14 protein-coding genes and 1 pseudogene are annotated in these 14,603 nt (G+C 66.6%); 8 read left to right on the forward strand and 7 right to left on the reverse strand.

Annotated elements, in window-relative coordinates; genetic code table 11:
* Window positions 1-52: 52 nt before the first annotated feature.
* Window positions 53-544, reverse strand: coding sequence for an SEC-C domain-containing protein (locus HRU76_15745; protein QOJ18952.1), 492 nt, complete (start codon window positions 542-544; stop codon window positions 53-55).
* Window positions 545-586: 42 nt separating this feature from the next.
* The gene (fbp, locus tag HRU76_15750; protein QOJ19215.1) at window positions 587-1,684 is read right to left on the reverse strand and encodes a class 1 fructose-bisphosphatase; all 1,098 of its coding nucleotides are present in this window, start codon (window positions 1,682-1,684) and stop codon (window positions 587-589) included.
* 131 nt (window positions 1,685-1,815) lie between these two features.
* Between fbp and HRU76_15755 the strand changes: the two genes are divergently transcribed.
* Window positions 1,816-3,006, forward strand: coding sequence for a thiolase family protein (locus HRU76_15755; GenBank protein QOJ18953.1), 1,191 nt, complete (start codon window positions 1,816-1,818; stop codon window positions 3,004-3,006).
* Between the two features lie 57 nt (window positions 3,007-3,063).
* Here HRU76_15755 and HRU76_15760 read toward each other — a convergent pair whose 3' ends face one another.
* Both HRU76_15760 and HRU76_15765 read right to left on the reverse strand, forming a co-directional pair.
* A complete protein-coding gene (locus tag HRU76_15760; GenBank protein ID QOJ18954.1) occupies window positions 3,064-4,161 on the reverse strand; it encodes a DNA adenine methylase in 1,098 nt (365 codons plus the stop codon).
* A gap of 46 nt (window positions 4,162-4,207) precedes the next feature.
* Window positions 4,208-4,789, reverse strand: a complete 582-nt coding sequence (locus HRU76_15765) for a MunI family type II restriction endonuclease (protein ID QOJ18955.1) — start codon at window positions 4,787-4,789, stop codon at window positions 4,208-4,210.
* 243 nt (window positions 4,790-5,032) lie between these two features.
* Between HRU76_15765 and HRU76_15770 the strand changes: the two genes are divergently transcribed.
* Window positions 5,033-5,644 carry a hypothetical protein gene (locus HRU76_15770; GenBank protein QOJ18956.1) on the forward strand — a complete coding sequence of 204 codons (612 nt, stop codon included), beginning with the start codon at window positions 5,033-5,035 and terminating at the stop codon, window positions 5,642-5,644.
* A gap of 7 nt (window positions 5,645-5,651) precedes the next feature.
* Window positions 5,652-6,455, forward strand: a complete 804-nt coding sequence (locus tag HRU76_15775; protein ID QOJ18957.1) for a hypothetical protein — start codon at window positions 5,652-5,654, stop codon at window positions 6,453-6,455.
* Between the two features lie 63 nt (window positions 6,456-6,518).
* Here the strand turns inward: HRU76_15775 and HRU76_15780 are convergent.
* Both HRU76_15780 and HRU76_15785 read right to left on the reverse strand, forming a co-directional pair.
* Window positions 6,519-6,626, reverse strand: a pseudogene (locus tag HRU76_15780) (DNA adenine methylase).
* A gap of 119 nt (window positions 6,627-6,745) precedes the next feature.
* Entirely contained in the window at window positions 6,746-8,164 is a 1,419-nt protein-coding gene (locus HRU76_15785; GenBank protein ID QOJ18958.1) for a DUF839 domain-containing protein, read from the reverse strand.
* A 293-nt stretch (window positions 8,165-8,457) separates the two neighbouring features.
* Here HRU76_15785 and HRU76_15790 point away from each other — a divergent pair, with 293 nt between their 5' ends.
* From HRU76_15790 to HRU76_15800, 3 genes are all read left to right on the forward strand, one after another.
* Entirely contained in the window at window positions 8,458-8,916 is a 459-nt protein-coding gene (locus tag HRU76_15790) for an Hsp20/alpha crystallin family protein (GenBank protein QOJ18959.1), read from the forward strand.
* A gap of 73 nt (window positions 8,917-8,989) precedes the next feature.
* On the forward strand, window positions 8,990-9,397 hold the full coding sequence (locus HRU76_15795; protein ID QOJ18960.1) for an Hsp20/alpha crystallin family protein: 408 nt from the start codon (window positions 8,990-8,992) through the stop codon (window positions 9,395-9,397).
* Window positions 9,398-9,473: 76 nt separating this feature from the next.
* Window positions 9,474-10,994, forward strand: coding sequence for a DegQ family serine endoprotease (locus tag HRU76_15800; GenBank protein ID QOJ18961.1), 1,521 nt, complete (start codon window positions 9,474-9,476; stop codon window positions 10,992-10,994).
* Window positions 10,995-11,100: 106 nt separating this feature from the next.
* Here the strand turns inward: HRU76_15800 and HRU76_15805 are convergent, their stop codons facing one another.
* A complete protein-coding gene (locus HRU76_15805) occupies window positions 11,101-11,319 on the reverse strand; it encodes a hypothetical protein (protein ID QOJ18962.1) in 219 nt (72 codons plus the stop codon).
* Between the two features lie 274 nt (window positions 11,320-11,593).
* On the opposite strand from HRU76_15805, the gene HRU76_15810 reads away from it, so the two are divergent.
* Both HRU76_15810 and HRU76_15815 read left to right on the forward strand, forming a co-directional pair.
* Window positions 11,594-12,691: an endonuclease/exonuclease/phosphatase family protein gene (locus tag HRU76_15810; GenBank protein QOJ18963.1), complete on the forward strand. Its 1,098-nt coding sequence runs from the start codon at window positions 11,594-11,596 to the stop codon at window positions 12,689-12,691.
* 122 nt (window positions 12,692-12,813) lie between these two features.
* Window positions 12,814-14,583, forward strand: coding sequence for an amidase (locus HRU76_15815; GenBank protein QOJ18964.1), 1,770 nt, complete (start codon window positions 12,814-12,816; stop codon window positions 14,581-14,583).
* The last annotated feature ends 20 nt before the right edge of the window (window positions 14,584-14,603 follow it).

Consider the following 14,603-nt stretch of genomic DNA (forward strand, 5'->3'; position numbering starts at 1 on the left):
CGGGCATCACGTCACCCTGCCACGTCCGGCCCCGGCAGTTCGCCTCAGCCGCTCACCCCCTGAGACAGCACGCCTTGTACTTGCGTCCACTGCCGCACGGGCAGGGGTCGTTGCGGCCGATCTTGCTGCCTGGGCGTGTGTAGGTTTCGCCCTTGCCGGACGCGGCCCGCTCGAAGGATTCGCGCAGCGCGCGGATGAACACGCCGAGCATGCGTCCGCCGCTGAGGCGGCCATCCTCTTCCAGCCCGGCGAGGAACAGAGCGCCCAGCGCGGGCACATGAGGGCGGGCTGTCTCGGGCAGGTCGAGGCGGGCGACGCGATCCAGCAGCGCGGTCCTGAGGTCCGGCTCCTCGACATCGCCGGGCTGGGGATTCTGTTCTCCCATTCGTGCGCCGGCCGCCTTGACCGCGTGAGAGAGGAACTCGACCAGCACGGCGGCCGCATACTCGCGGACTGCCGGGTGGACCTGTCGCAGTCGATCGGAGTGACAGAAGTCCCCGACCCAGTTCTCGATGGTTTCGCGGGTGTAGGGCGTAAGGGGCATGGCGCGGTGTCGGGCTTGGACAACTCTCAGCGGTTGACGGGATCACAGATGACGAAGCACGGCGTCAACCTCGTCGGGCGAGCCGATGACCAGTGGCGTCCGCTGGTGGATGCTGGTGGGAACGATGTCGAGGATGCGATCGGGTGATGGACCCTCACCCTGCCCTCTCCCGCCCCCGGAAGAAGAGGGTTCAGGACCGGCGGAACCCGTCACGGCTCTGCCCCCCGCCTGCTCGATGATCATGGCCATGGGGTTGGCCTCGTACATCAGGCGCAGTTTGCCTTCGGGGTTCTTCTTCGTGGGCGGGTACAGGAAGACGCCGCCCTTCATCAGCGTGCGGTGGACATCCGCCACCATCGACCCGATGTAGCGCAGCGAATAACCCTGACGGTGCGCCCAGTCGAGGTAGCGGGTGTAGCCCTCGGGGAAGGTATCGCGGTAGCCCTCGTTGACCGAGTAGGTGGCGCCGGATCGCGGAATGCTGATGTTCCGCTTGACCAGCACGAACGACCCGATGGCCTGGTCAAGCACGAACATGTCCACACCCGACCCGGTGGTGAGCACGAAGACGGTGGAGGAGCCGTAGAGGATGTACCCCGCCGCCACCTGGCGCGAACCGGGCTGGCAGAGGGTCTCCACCGCGCCCGGAATGGTCGGGTCGTTGCGCAGGATCGAGAAGATGGTGCCCACGCTGACGCAGACATCGAGGTTGGACGAGCCATCGAGCGGGTCGAAGATCACGCAGTACTTTCCGCCCTCGTGCCCGCGGCGGATGATGGTCGGCTCCTCATCCTCCTCCGACGCCACCACCGCCACGCTGGGGCGCGCGCCGAGACAGCGCAGGAGAATCTCGTTGGCGATGACATCGAGTTTCTGCTGCCCCTCGCCGTGGATGTTGGCTTCGCCGTGATCGCCGAGCACGTCCTCGATGCGCGCCCGCCGGACCTTGTTGGCGATGGTCTTGGCGGCGAGCGACATGGCGGAGAGAATCCACGACAGGTCGCCCTTGGCCTGCGGGTGCTTCTCCTCCTCGGCGAGAATGTGGCCCTGAAGCGTGGCGAGGTTGTCGCGCGTGAATCGAGGCCGGGTGACGGCGTGGTCGGCTTCGGATGTGACGGGCGTCTCAGTGATCGTCGGCATCATGGGATGAGCGTAGGAGTGCCGGAGCAGACTGACAGCCCGGGGATCGGTGCGGAAGCGGCCGACGCTCATCGTGACCAGTCCGGGGTCCGCTCCTACGATCGGTACTCGACTGAACGGAGTAATCACCGATGCCGCACCCCGTGATCCTCGCCGCTCGACGCACGCCCATCGGCCGCTTCCTTGGCGCGTATTCGAACACGCCGTCGCCGGTGCTGGGGGCGTACGCCATCAGGGCGGTGCTGGACGCTGTCCCCGGCGCGGCGGATCACGTCAATGAGTGCATCATGGGCTGCGTGCTTCAGGCGGGGCTGGGCCAGAACCCCGCCCGCCAGGCGGGTCTGAAGGCCGGGTTGCCCCACTCGCTGAGCGCCCAGACGATCAACAAGGTGTGCGGATCGGGCCTGCAGGCCGTCATGCTGGCGGCGCAATCAATCAAGGCGGGAGACAACCATCTCGTGGTCGCGGGCGGCTTCGAGAACATGACCCTCGCCCCCCACTTCGCCTACCTGCGCGGCGGGACAAAGTTCGGACCGATGGAGTTCAGGGATCACATGCAGTTCGACGGGCTGACCTGCGCCATCGAGTGCTGGGGCATGACCAACGCCGCCGACCACACCGCGAAGAAGCACGGGCTGAAGCGCGAGAACCTTGACCGCTTCAGCGCCCAAAGCCACCAGCGAGCCGCCAGGGCCACGGCGGAAGGATGGTTCAAGTCGGAAATCGTCCCTCTGACCGGCGAGCAGATCGGCAACCGCAAAGCGCCGGGGCCGGAAGGCGGCCTCAGCGTGGATGAAGGCATCCGGAGCGACTCGACCGCCGAGGGGCTGGCGAAACTCCGTCCCGTGCCGGGCCACGAGTTCATCACCGCGGGCAACGCCTCGCAGATTTCCGACGGCGCGGCCGCTGTGGTCGTCGCCAGCGAGGAGAAGGCCAGGCAACTGGGCGCGAAACCCCTGGCGCGCATCGTGGACTACTACACCTCGGGCGTGGCGCCCAAGGACATCTTCGACGCCCCCGCGCTGGGCATCGCCGCGATGCTCAAGCGCAACAATCTGGCGGTGAAGGACATCGACCTGTTTGAACTGAACGAGGCCTTCGCCTCGCAGGTGCTGGCCAACGTGGGCGAGCTGGGTATCCCCGAGGAGCGGCTCAACATCTGCGGCGGCGGCATCGCCCTGGGCCACCCCATCGGCGGCTCGGGCGCGCGGGTCCTGACGACTTTGCTGCATCAACTCGCCCGCACGGGCGGCCAGCGCGGCGTGGCGTCGCTCTGCCTGGGCGGCGGCAACAGCGTCAGCATGCTGGTTGAGCGGGCGTGACGCCCGGCAACCGGTCCGCAGCGGGGGGAACCCCCACGATCACCGTGTCGCCCGCATTCAGACAAACAGACCCGGCTGCTCGGTCCGCTTCGCCCGGATCGGGGCGAGCCGTTCGGCAAGACACTCGCGCGAGACGACGTAGATGTACTCCTTGTTCGCCAGGTGGCTGACGGCGCCGACCTTCTCCCCCTGCGGGTTGTAGATGCCGATCTGCGCGCCGACGTACCGCTTGAAGTCGTTCTCAATGGTTGTGACCTTTCCCTCGCCGTCCCACAAGGCCGCGAGCATGGATTCCATGTCCTCGCGCTGCAGATAGCCCTCGTTGTTGAACGACACGACCAGCACCGGGGCGCGGACGGCGGAGAGGAGCTTCCGCATCGCGTCCGCGAATCGCGGCCGCGAGTTGAAGATGCTCTGTCGCTGCCTGCAGTCGACGCGCTTGCAGGCGATGCCGTAGACCTGCGGCTTGTCCCAGCGCACCAGCGATTCCCAGATGTGGTAGTTGCCCAGGTACGAGTGCTGGTTGTAGGGCGGGTCGATGTACGCCACATCGGCTTCGAGCGTGGCGGCCGCTTCCAGCGCCTCCAGGCACGTCGCCTGCCCCTTGCCGTGCCTGGCGCGAGGCAGCACGTGGGGGACGCGCAACTCCAGGTCGTTGTGGGCGCGCGGCGCCCATGTCTTGAGGTACGCCATCTGCAGGCCGGTCGTGGAGTCCACGCGGTCCGCGGCCTCCATCAGGGAGACGAGCATCACCGCTTCGAGTTCCGGTTCAAGCCCCTTGGCCGCGATCGCCTCGCGGATCGCATCGATGCGCGCTCCGTTCTTCGGCTGGAAGAAGCGGGACTTCACACAGAACGTCTCGGTGAAGTACCCCGGCTCGCCCTTCCCCCCAGCGATCACGTTGAACTCGCGGACGAGTTTCCTGGCGTCGTCCAGCACATCCTCCGCGTCTGCCTGGACGTAGCACCGCGCCAGTGTTGCGGCGTAGGCGTTGTGATCGTTCGAGAGCACGCGGTACCCGGCGGCCTTGAGCGCGTGACCGACGCGCGAGGTGCCGGAGAACAGGTCGATGACGGAGCGCGCATTGGACGCCCGCCGCACCGCATCGAGGATGGTGGGGATCAGGGTGCGCTTTGAACCGATGTACTTGATCACGAATCGCTCCGGGTGTAGGGGCTTGCTGGGCAGTAAGGCATAGGCGTCATCTCGCGCCGCCGCTGCCCGGGCTGCCGTGAGCCCGGAACACCTGCGCACTCTGGTCGTCGAGGATCGTCCTTCGGATCACACGCTCAAGGAAGGCCCTGAGCGCGGCCGTGTCGCTGTAGTCGCACCAGCAGAAGTAGTTGTCAGGCTCGAAGTAGTACGGGTGCTTCGTAACGTACCGAGGGAGCGTCGCCAGCGACTCGCACATGATCGTAATGAAGGAGTGGTACTGGAAGCCGGTGAACTCGCGGAGCCGCTTCTGGAACTGCACCGTGTGGTGCTTGCAGGCACGCTCGTCTGCGTTGCCCGCTGGGCCCTGCTTCTTCACCTCGAAGTAGAGCTTGCGCCTCGTCGACTTGCACATGATGCTGACCTCCGGGACGACGCCGTAGGACTTGCCGTCCCCGTCCTCGGCCGTGGGTGGCAGCATCTTCCGGAGGTCGGCGGGCTTGTCGGTCACCTCGAACAGATCCGGGTTCAGCACGTCGCGCAGGAAGGCGGAGAAGTTGCCCTCTGACGCCCGGTACGTCTGGTCGTGGCCCGGCTGCTTGAGCCGGGCCGAGAGCTTCCGACTGTCCATGCCCATCAGCGACCTCCTTCGCGACGGCTTGCCAGTGGCTCGGGCCACCGGGACCGAACTGCAAGCCTGGGCATCGCGTGAGTGGCAGTGTATGCGATCGCGTCACAGGTGCATAGTGCCGGAGCCCAGCGATCCCAACCTGTGGGGGCAACACCGCCCATAGGGCCTATAGGTAGACGCCCTAACGGTGGTATAATCTCCACAACGCACCGAGCCCGTCGGAAGTTGAACAGGAGGCTCAGAATGTCGGGTTCCCATCAAGAGAGCAAGCCAACAGTGTTCGACGCGGCAAAGACGGTTTCTGACACCATCAAGGGGATGGAGAAGCCCGATCAGGAGCGCGTGCTGCGATGGGTGGCCGAGAGCCTCGGCATCCCGCTATCCGCGAAGACATCCGACGCTCAGCCAGCGCTTCATCACTCATCCGAAGCCGGAGTACGCACCCCGGAATCGTATGGGGCAACTGTGCGAGCGCAGGACATCCGCTCGTTTGTGCAGGCGAAGCAGCCCAAGAGCGATATGCAGTTCGCTGCAACCGTCGCTTACTACTACCGCTTCGAGGCACCCACAGAACAACGATGCAACTCGATCACTCCGGAGTTCTTGCAGGAGGCAACCCGTCGGGCTGGGCGAGATCGGTTGACGAACCCAAGAGCGACTTTGAACAACGCGGTCGCGCAAGGATACCTCGACCGTGCTGACCGAGGTGCGTTCACGATCAACACCGTCGGCGAGAACTTGGTTGCAATGACACTACCAGGCACCGGCGAGAACGGTGGGGTGTCGGGCCGCGGCTCGCGTAAGAAGCTTGGAAAGAAGGCGGCGAAGAAGGCCCGCAGGTCGGGCCGCGGCTGAGCAACCATTGGACCTGCACGCCCACATCGATGACGCCATCAAAGCCGTGGCTCAGGCCCGCAAGGTAGTCACTCGGAGCTCTTCCAAACAGGTCACTTCGGCTGAAGAAAGAGACCACTTCCGCACGGTTGCGCAGGTGTGGTTTCAGAAGATCCGCCCAGTCGTCAACTCATACGCCGACGCCGCCATGCTTGAAGCCGTGGATGCACCTCTCAAGAAGGTGTTCGACAGCACCGCAAAGGCAGCAGCACGATCTACCTATAAGTCGTGCCTCAAGGCTGCCCGAACGGCATTGCTCAAGCTCCGTGAATCGCTGCCCGCTGTCGCACAGCCCGCCGCGTCGATCCAGCCTACCAGTGACGCGCCGCCGAGCTTCGCATCGCTGGCGTCTGATCCCCGCATGCAGCAGATCATGGAGAGACGCTGGGCCGAATGCGTCTGTTGCCTGCAGGCTGGGGCCAATCTCGCCGCAGTCGTGATGATGGGTGGTCTGCTCGAGTCGTTGTTTGTGTCGAAGCAGAACCGCCTCACAGACAAGTCGCCGCTCATCAGAGCATCGCGGGCACCGCAGTTCAAGGGAAAGACGCTTCCTCTACAGGAGTGGACGCTCAACCACTACATTGAGGTCGGTAACGAGCTTGGATGGATTGGGGATGCCGCGAAGCGCGTGGGCGTTGTCCTTCGTGATTACCGCAACTTCATTCACCCACAGGCCGAATACACGCAGCAAGTCGTACTTGCTGAGCAAGATGCCCGGCTCATGTGGGACGTCAGCAAGAGCCTCACACGGGAACTTCTCGCAAGCAGGTGAGATCACTTCGACTACAAACGCTTGAACAGCGTACGACGTTCGGCATGCGTCGTGTCATTCCTCCGAGGTGCCGGAGAACAGGTCGATGACGGAGCGCGCATTGGACGCCCGCCGCACCGCATCGAGGATGGTGGGGATCAGGGTTCGTTTGGAGCCGATGTACTTGATCACCGCGCGCTCCCCGATGGGCGAGGCGTGCCCTCAAACAGACAGAAACAACAGGTCCGAGAGGAATCGAGTGTACTCTGGGACAGTGTCGGCGTGCTCCATCGAGAACCACGCGAAGTTGGTCAGTCGATCCGCCTCCCCCACGGACCCGTGATCGCCAGCGTCAGACCCGGCGTCTGAATGTTCACGAACAGCGTCGAGCCATCGGGCGAAAAACACGGGCCGGCCATCTCCGAGTCATTCAGCACGCACTTGGCCACTTCGTAGCACACGCCTTCGGGCGTGATGCCCAGCAGCCGATCGGTGCCGGGGGAATCCTCGGCGATCACCAGGTCGCCCCAGGGTGCGACGGTCAGGTTGTCGCAGTTCTCCAGCAGCGACTTGTCGTCGGATTCGATGAACAGTTCCAGACGGCCTGGCTGGTCGTTCTCTTCGGGCGTGCCTTCCACCGGACTGGGCGTGTACTTCCAGATCTGCCCGAGCATCTTCGGCCCGCCGTTGGTGCAGGCGAAATACACGCCGTCACGCCCCAGCCACATGCCCTCGCCCCGCGCGAAGCACGCCGCCCCGGCGGCGCGGCCGCGCAGACGCAGGTCATTCTTCGGCGAGTCGATCTCCTCCAGGTCGATCCAGCGCACGGCGTGGGATTCGCCGGGAAAGATCGTCGGTTGGGCGACCGACTCGTCATCGCCGGGCCAGTTGCGCGTGTCCAGCCCGGGCCGGTCGCGCACCATCAGGGCCTGAAGCCGCCCGCCCTGTCGCAACTCGCCCGGCACGGCGGGGATGAAGCGGTAGATCAGCCCCTCGTGCTGGTCCTCGGTCTGGTAGATGATGCCGGTGGGCGGATGCACGGCGACCGCCTCGTGCTTGAAGCGGCCCATCGCGATGAGCGGAATCGGCTCGGCGAGCGCGATCTCCGCGCTGGCGGGCACCTCGAAGTTGTAGCCGTGGCTCTTCTCGTACGTGCCGTCGGCCTGCTGCTCGGTCTCCTCGCAGGTGATCCACGATCCCCACGGCGTGGGACCGCCCGCGCAGTTGACCGCCGTGCCGGCCAAACTGAGGGAGTGCCGCTTCAGCGTCTGCGAGCGTGTGTCGTACACCAGAGTCGTCGTGCCCCCGGCGCAGGGGGTGCGGCCGTAGCCCGCGTCGTACATGCGGCGTCTGTCGAAGGAGGCGAAGAGTTCGTTGCTCCACCCGAACGGGCCGTACCGGGGCAGCGCGGCGGGCGCCTCGTGGTTGCGCACGAGAAGCGTCAGCCCGTCCGGGCCGGGGAAGGCGGCCATGCCGTCGTGCGCGGCGGGCACGTACAGGCCGTCATCCATGCGCTCGCCCGTCTTGGAGAAAACGGAGTACGAGAATCCCTTGGGCAGGTTGAGCACGCCGCGCGGGTCGGCGATCAGCGGACCGTAGCCGGGCGGGCCTTCCTGCGGGACCAGCCCCTCAATCGACAGGCGCGAGACCAGCGTGCGCAAGCCGGACAGCCCCAGGGCGAGGGCGGCGGAGTCTCGAAGAAGTTGGCGGCGGGAGAAGTGTCGCTGCATGGATCGTTGACCATTTCTCGACCGTCGCAGTGTATTCGATCGAGATAACCCGCGCGCCGTCATGGGGTGTGGAATCCGGAAGCATTGCGTTCAGGGCGCCCCCTGTTCCGATTGCCATTTTGGCAGCCGTCGCGTCGAACGCCGGGGATTTCGACAGCGCGAACCCGCACCGCCGCCTTGTCGTAGCGAACCTGGAACTGGCACGATCCTTGCATCGTGCCATTCGTCGGAACCCGGATCGTATCCGGGGCCAATTTCATCGTTCGTTGAACAGATCGAAAGGAGGATGCACGATGTTCGTTCGAACGCTGATGAACGGCACTTCATTCGACGCGCTGGCCCATGAGATGGACCGGCTCTTCGACCGGCTGACTTCGTGGCAGCAGGACATGGCGGCGCCGGTGTTCGCCCCGTCGCAGGCCTATCCCGCCCTGAACGTGTGGGAGGACGAGTCGAAGATCCACGTCGAAGCCGAAGTTCCCGGCCTGTCGATCGATCAGGTGGACATCTCGGCGACGGCGGAGGAGCTGACCATCCGCGGCGCGCATCGGTTCGAGATTCCCGAGGATGGTACGGCGCTGCGTCGTGAGCGCCCGGTCGGTGAGTTCAGCCGCACCATTTCGCTGCCGACGCCCGTCAACGTGGACAGCGTGGAGGCCACGCTGCGCGACGGGGTGCTCATGATCTCGCTGCCCAAGGCCGAGCCGTACCAGACCCGGCGCATCGAGGTGAAGGCCCTGCCCGCCTCGTGACCGGGCGGCTCGCGCCTGGACGCGGCACACGTCATTCATTCGCCTGACGACACGACTGAAAGGAGCGTGCGATATGACCACCACGGCCAACGCCATTCAGACCAGTCCATGCACCGCCCCCGCGAGGAACGGCGCCGATTCGAACTCCGCGACGTGGACGTACCGTCCCCGGGTGGACATCGTTGATCGACCGGAGGAGGTCGTGATCTTCGCCGACCTGCCCGGCTGCACCCGCGAGAGCATCCAGGTGGGCGTCGAGCGGGGCGTGCTGACCATCGACGCCGCCGTGCCCGCGCGTACCCCGAAGAGCTCCCGCTGGATGCGACAGGAGTACGGGGTGGGCAACTTCCACCGACGCTTCGGGCTCGACGACACCATCGATGCCTCCAAGGCCTCGGCCGATTACCGCAACGGCGTCCTCGCCGTGCGGCTGCCCAAGACCGGCGCCGCCGTGCGACGCACGATCAAGGTGAAGGGCTGAGTGCATCCCATCCACCGGCGGCGGTGCGGCCCGCTCCCCATGCGGGCCGCGCCGCGCCGTTTGAGGAGAAACCACCATGATTCACAGCAACCGCAGGATTCCAATGCTCGCGGCCGCCGCGGCGACCGTCGGGCTGGCGCTGCTCGTGGCGCCGCTGGCGACCACCTGGGCCGACGTTCAGCCGCGCGCCGTCGCGCCGCTGCAGGACTCGCGCCTGGCGGACGAACTCTCGCTTGCCTTCGAGCGAGTGGCCCAGTCGATCAAGCCCTCGCTCGTCTCGATCACCACCGCACGGCGCGTGGAGACGCGCGGGTTCCAGCGCATCATGCCCCAGCCGTTCCTTGACGACCAGCGGCTGCGCGAGTTCTTCGGCGGTGAGAATCCCTTCGAGCGCTTCGGCTTCCGGTTCTTCGAGGCGCCTCAGCAGCCCACGCAACCCTTCGTGCAGCAGGGGCAGGGATCCGGCGTCATCGTCAGCCGCGACGGGTACATCCTCACCAACAACCACGTCGTGGCCGGGGCCGATGAAGTCACCGTCACGCTGCAGAACGAGCGCCGCTACGCCGCCCGGGTGATCGGCACGGACCCCAAGACCGATCTCGCCGTGATCCAGATCAACGCGGATGAGTCGCTCACTCCCGCCGTGCTCGGCGATTCCGACGCGCTGCGCGTCGGCCAGTGGGTGGTGGCGGCGGGCAGCCCCTTCGGACTGAACTCGTCGATCACCGCCGGCATCGTCAGCGCGGTGGGCCGGTCGCGCATGGGCATCGCCGACTACGAGGACTTCATCCAGACCGACGCGGCCATCAACCCCGGCAACAGCGGCGGGCCGCTGGTCAACCTCAAGGGCGAGGTGGTGGGCATCAGCACCGCCATCGTCAGCCGCACCGGGGTCAACCTGGGCGTGGGCTTCGCCATCCCCGTCAACATGGCCCGTCAGATCATGGATGAACTGATCCGCGACGGCAAGGTGGTGCGTGGGTGGCTGGGTGTGGCCATTCAGAATCTCGATGAGGATCTGGCCGCCTCGTTCAACTATGACGGCGCCGACGGCGCGCTGGTGGGCGATGTGAACCGGGGCAGCCCGGCGGAAAAGGCCGGTGTGCAGCCGGGCGACATCATCACCGCCATCAACGGGCGACCCGTCGCTTCCGTCGAGCGCCTTCGCAATGAAGTGGCCCTGCTCAAGCCGGGCGCGAACGCCGAACTCACCATCTTCCGCGACGGGCGAACGCGCACGCTGAAGGTCGAGATCGGCGAGCAGCCCGCGGATCTGGCCGCCCGACCCGCCGGTCAGCCCTCGACCAGCGACGACCTGGGCATGGCGCTCGAACCGCTCTCGCGCGACCTGGCTCGTCAGCTCAATCTCGACCGATCCACGCGGGGCGTGGTCATCACGCAGGTTGATCCGCTCAGCCCCGCGGGCAGGGCGGGGCTGCGAGCACGCGACGTGATCGTCGAGGTCAACGGCGAGCCGGTGGAGTCGCCCGAACAGGTGCGGCGACAGCTCGAACGGGGCGACCTCGAGAAGGGCGTCCGGTTGACCGTGCTCAGCGACGGGCTTCGACGCTTCGTCATCCTCAAGTCGCAGCCATAGGCGGCAACCGACCGCGCCGATCCGATCGCGTCGAAGCATCGCACACCGGCCGCGAGTCGAGTCCTACACAGTCGACTCGCGGCCGGGTTTCACACGCGCCGCCTCGTCACCGATCCGTCACCGTCGCCACCGCCGTGGTCGGCGCGGCGGGTCGGGCGGGCGAAGCGCGATCGAAGCCGAAGGCGATGCTCACCTCGTCCTGACGGTTGGGCGATGGCTCCAGTCGATGGGTTCGATGCTCGGTGTAATGCCGGCGTCCCGGCGACATCACGCACCCGCTCGCCACGCCCATGACGATCCCCAGCGCCACGCCCAGCGTGACCATGAATCGCGGCCTGGATGGCCGCGCGATAGCCGCACCGTCGGCATGGCTCGTGTTACACCGCGGTCGGGTTGGAAGCGGTTCGTCCGGCATGGTCGCGCCGCCGCGCCTCCACGGCCACCCGATGATCAAGCATGTCAAACACGCCGCACGGGACGAAGCAGGGCGCTCGATTCCCGCCTGTTCAGGCCATTGCATTCGTCACACCACCCGGCATGGCCCGCAACCCATGTGATTACCGGGCTGACCCGCCGGCGGCGGCCCGGTACGATCGTTCATGCCCTCCAAGCACCCATCCGCCCACCCATCCGCCGGTCTGCTGGCGCGTTTCATCGTCGCGGTCGCGATGCTCTGCGGCCTTTCCGTCGCGCCGTGGTCACGGGGCCAGGAACCGCCGTCCACCGCATCGGTCACGGAGCCAGCGCCTCCGGACGACATCACGTTCGGACTGCGCGAACCCAGGCCGCGCACCCCGGGCGCCATCCGCATCGCCACCTACAACGTCGAGAATCTTTTTGATCACGTGGACGACCCGGACCTGTCGGGTGAGTTCGACGACAAGGATCTGGGAATCACGCCGGAGCGCGCCAAGGCCGTGGCCGACGTGATCCGCCGCCTCGATGCGGACGTGATCGCGCTGGTGGAGATCGAGTCGCTCGACGCCCTGCGCTGGTTCCGCGACACGTATCTGGCGGACATGGGCTACGAGCACGCGGCGGCCATCGACGTGGGCTATTACCGGGGCGTGGAGCAGGGCGTCCTCAGCCGCTTCGAGATCGTCTCGGCCAAGGTCTGGCCCAACGCGCCATTGGACGACCTCGAGCGCCCCGGACTGGGCTGGACGCCCATGCCCCGCGTCATCGATCCCTCGGAGATGACCATTCAGCGCAGCCCGATCATGGTGGAGATCCGCACGTCGGGCGGATACGAGTTCACCATGTTCGTCGTTCACCACAAGGCGGGCAACTTCGCCTGGAAGCGCGAACTGGAGGCGCTGCGAATCGTGGAGTGGCTCCGGCGCGAGGAGGCCCGCGATCCGTCACGGAACATCATGGTGCTGGGGGACTTCAACGCCGCCCCGTGGGACAAGTCGCTCCGCGTGTACCTCGAGGCGGGGCTGGTGGACGTGCTGGCCCACCGCGCCACACGGGGCGACGAATCGCTGCAGCACAAGACTCACCGCACCGATCGAGTGCTGGATTACATCCTGCTCAACAGCGCGGCGCTGCGCGAATACGTGGTGGGCAGCGCCCACGTGGTGGGCACCTACAACCCGCCGCCCACCTGGAACTGGCGCACCGACCCCCACCCGCCGGGGTATGCGGCCGATCACTATCCGGTCGTGATCGACATGGTTGGTCAGGATCGGAAGTAGCTGCCGCAACATCTGGTAGGATGAAGACGGCGGTCGACCGCGCCGGAGTGGTCGGCGCGCCCCTCGATCCGCTGCCTGCGGAAGCAACTTCAGGTGTGATTCGACTCGACCGAGACACCCCCATGACCCACTCCCCCACTACCGTACCCGCGGCGTCGTCCACTCCCACGCGCCGTGAGTTCCTCGTCGCGGGCGGCTCCGTCATCGCCGCGGCGGCCGCGGGCGCGCCCGCTGGAGGGGCGTTGTCGCCTCGCGCGATCGAGGCCGCCGCCTCCCCCATGACGCAGGACCCGCCTGATCAGGCCACGGGCCGGCCCGCCATCACGCGCGAGACAATCGTCGAGGCGGAAAAACTCGCGGGCGTGGAATACACCGACGCCGAGCGAGAGATGATCCTGCGGGGCATCGGGCGCGACGTGGCGGGGTACATCCGCCGCCGGCAGACGCCCCTGCCCAACGACCTCGCCCCCGCCACCACGTTCGACCCGCGTCTGCCCGGCGTGTCGTACGACCGCGGGCTGGCCCGGCTGGTGCGTTCGCCCGACGACGCGGGTCACCCCCCCACCAGCGGTGAAAACATCGCCTACGCCCCGGTCACGAAACTCTCGCGCTGGATCGAACGCCGCGAACTGACCAGCGAGAAGCTCACGCGCATCTACCTGCACCGGCTCAGGGAGATCGGGCCGAAACTTCAGTGCGTGGTGACGCTGATGGAGGACGCCGCGCTCGCGCAGGCCAGGCAGGCCGACGCGGAAATCGCCGCGGGCAAGTATCGCGGTCCGCTGCACGGCATTCCGTGGGGCGCGAAGGACTTGCTCGACACCAGGGGGGTGCCCACCACGTGGGGCGCTGAGCCGTACAAGGACCGCGTGCCAGACGCGGACGCCGCGGTGGTGCGGATGCTCCATGACGCCGGCGCGGTGCTGGTCGCCAAGCTCACGCTCGGCGCGCTGGCGTACGGCGACATCTGGCACGGCGGGCGCACCAACAACCCGTGGAACCTGGAGCAGGGCTCCAGCGGCTCCAGCGCTGGCTCGGCGTCCGCCACCGCGGCGGGGCTGGTCGGCTTCTCCATCGGCACCGAGACGCTGGGCTCGATCGTCTCGCCCTCCATGCGCTGCGGCACAACGGGGCTGCGCCCCACGTTCGGAAGGGTGCCGCGCACCGGCGCGATGGCCCTGTGCTGGTCGCTGGACAAGATCGGGCCGATCTGCCGCACTGTGGAGGATTGCGCCCTGGTGCTGGACGCCATCAACGGGTTCGATGCGGGCGATGCATCATCCCTCGCCATGCCGTACTCCTTCGACGCAACCCGGCCAATCAAGGGGCTGCGCGTGGGCTGCGACATGCGCTGGTTCGAGGGTCAGCGCGTGCAGCCGCTGGATCGTCGCATGCTGGAGATCGCGCGCGAACTGGGGCTGGAGATCGTGGATGTGAAGTTGCCGGAACTGCCCTACGGTGCGCTGCGGACGATTCTCACCGTCGAGGCGGCCAGCGCGTTCGAGGAACTGACGCTGAGCAACCGCGACGATGAGCTGACGTGGCAGGCCCCGCAGGCGTGGCCCAACACCTTCCGCCAGGCGCGGTTCATCCCCGCCATCGAACTGGTGCAGGCGGATCGTCTGCGCCGCAAGGTCATGCAGGTCATGCACGACCTGTGGGAGACAAACCGGCTCGACGCCATGATCGGCCCCAGTTTCGCGGGCGACATGCTGCTGATCACCAACAACACGGGCCACCCGTCATTGACGATCCGTTCGGGCTTCTACGACAACGGCACGCCCCACGGGTTCACGATCTGGGGGCGGCTGTTCGACGAGGGGACCATCTGCTCGATCGGCATGGCGCTGGAGCGCGAGTTGGGCGTGTGGGACAAGCGGCCGGGGGTGTAATGAGGTTCGTCCACGTGTGC

Source organism: Phycisphaeraceae bacterium, assembly GCA_015709595.1.
Taxonomy (GTDB): domain Bacteria; phylum Planctomycetota; class Phycisphaerae; order Phycisphaerales; family SM1A02; genus CAADGA01.

Coding starts and splice junctions, on each gene's coding strand:
- HRU76_15745 (QOJ18952.1), bottom strand. CDS start 544: ATGCCCCTTACGCCCTACACCCGCGAAACCATCGAGAACTGGGTCGGG.
- fbp (QOJ19215.1), bottom strand. CDS start 1,684: ATGCCGACGATCACTGAGACGCCCGTCACATCCGAAGCCGACCACGCC.
- HRU76_15755 (QOJ18953.1), top strand. CDS start 1,816: ATGCCGCACCCCGTGATCCTCGCCGCTCGACGCACGCCCATCGGCCGC.
- HRU76_15765 (QOJ18955.1), bottom strand. CDS start 4,789: ATGGACAGTCGGAAGCTCTCGGCCCGGCTCAAGCAGCCGGGCCACGAC.
- HRU76_15770 (QOJ18956.1), top strand. CDS start 5,033: ATGTCGGGTTCCCATCAAGAGAGCAAGCCAACAGTGTTCGACGCGGCA.
- HRU76_15785 (QOJ18958.1), bottom strand. CDS start 8,164: ATGCAGCGACACTTCTCCCGCCGCCAACTTCTTCGAGACTCCGCCGCC.
- HRU76_15790 (QOJ18959.1), top strand. CDS start 8,458: ATGTTCGTTCGAACGCTGATGAACGGCACTTCATTCGACGCGCTGGCC.
- HRU76_15795 (QOJ18960.1), top strand. CDS start 8,990: ATGACCACCACGGCCAACGCCATTCAGACCAGTCCATGCACCGCCCCC.
- HRU76_15800 (QOJ18961.1), top strand. CDS start 9,474: ATGATTCACAGCAACCGCAGGATTCCAATGCTCGCGGCCGCCGCGGCG.
- HRU76_15805 (QOJ18962.1), bottom strand. CDS start 11,319: ATGGTCACGCTGGGCGTGGCGCTGGGGATCGTCATGGGCGTGGCGAGC.
- HRU76_15810 (QOJ18963.1), top strand. CDS start 11,594: ATGCCCTCCAAGCACCCATCCGCCCACCCATCCGCCGGTCTGCTGGCG.
- HRU76_15815 (QOJ18964.1), top strand. CDS start 12,814: ATGACCCACTCCCCCACTACCGTACCCGCGGCGTCGTCCACTCCCACG.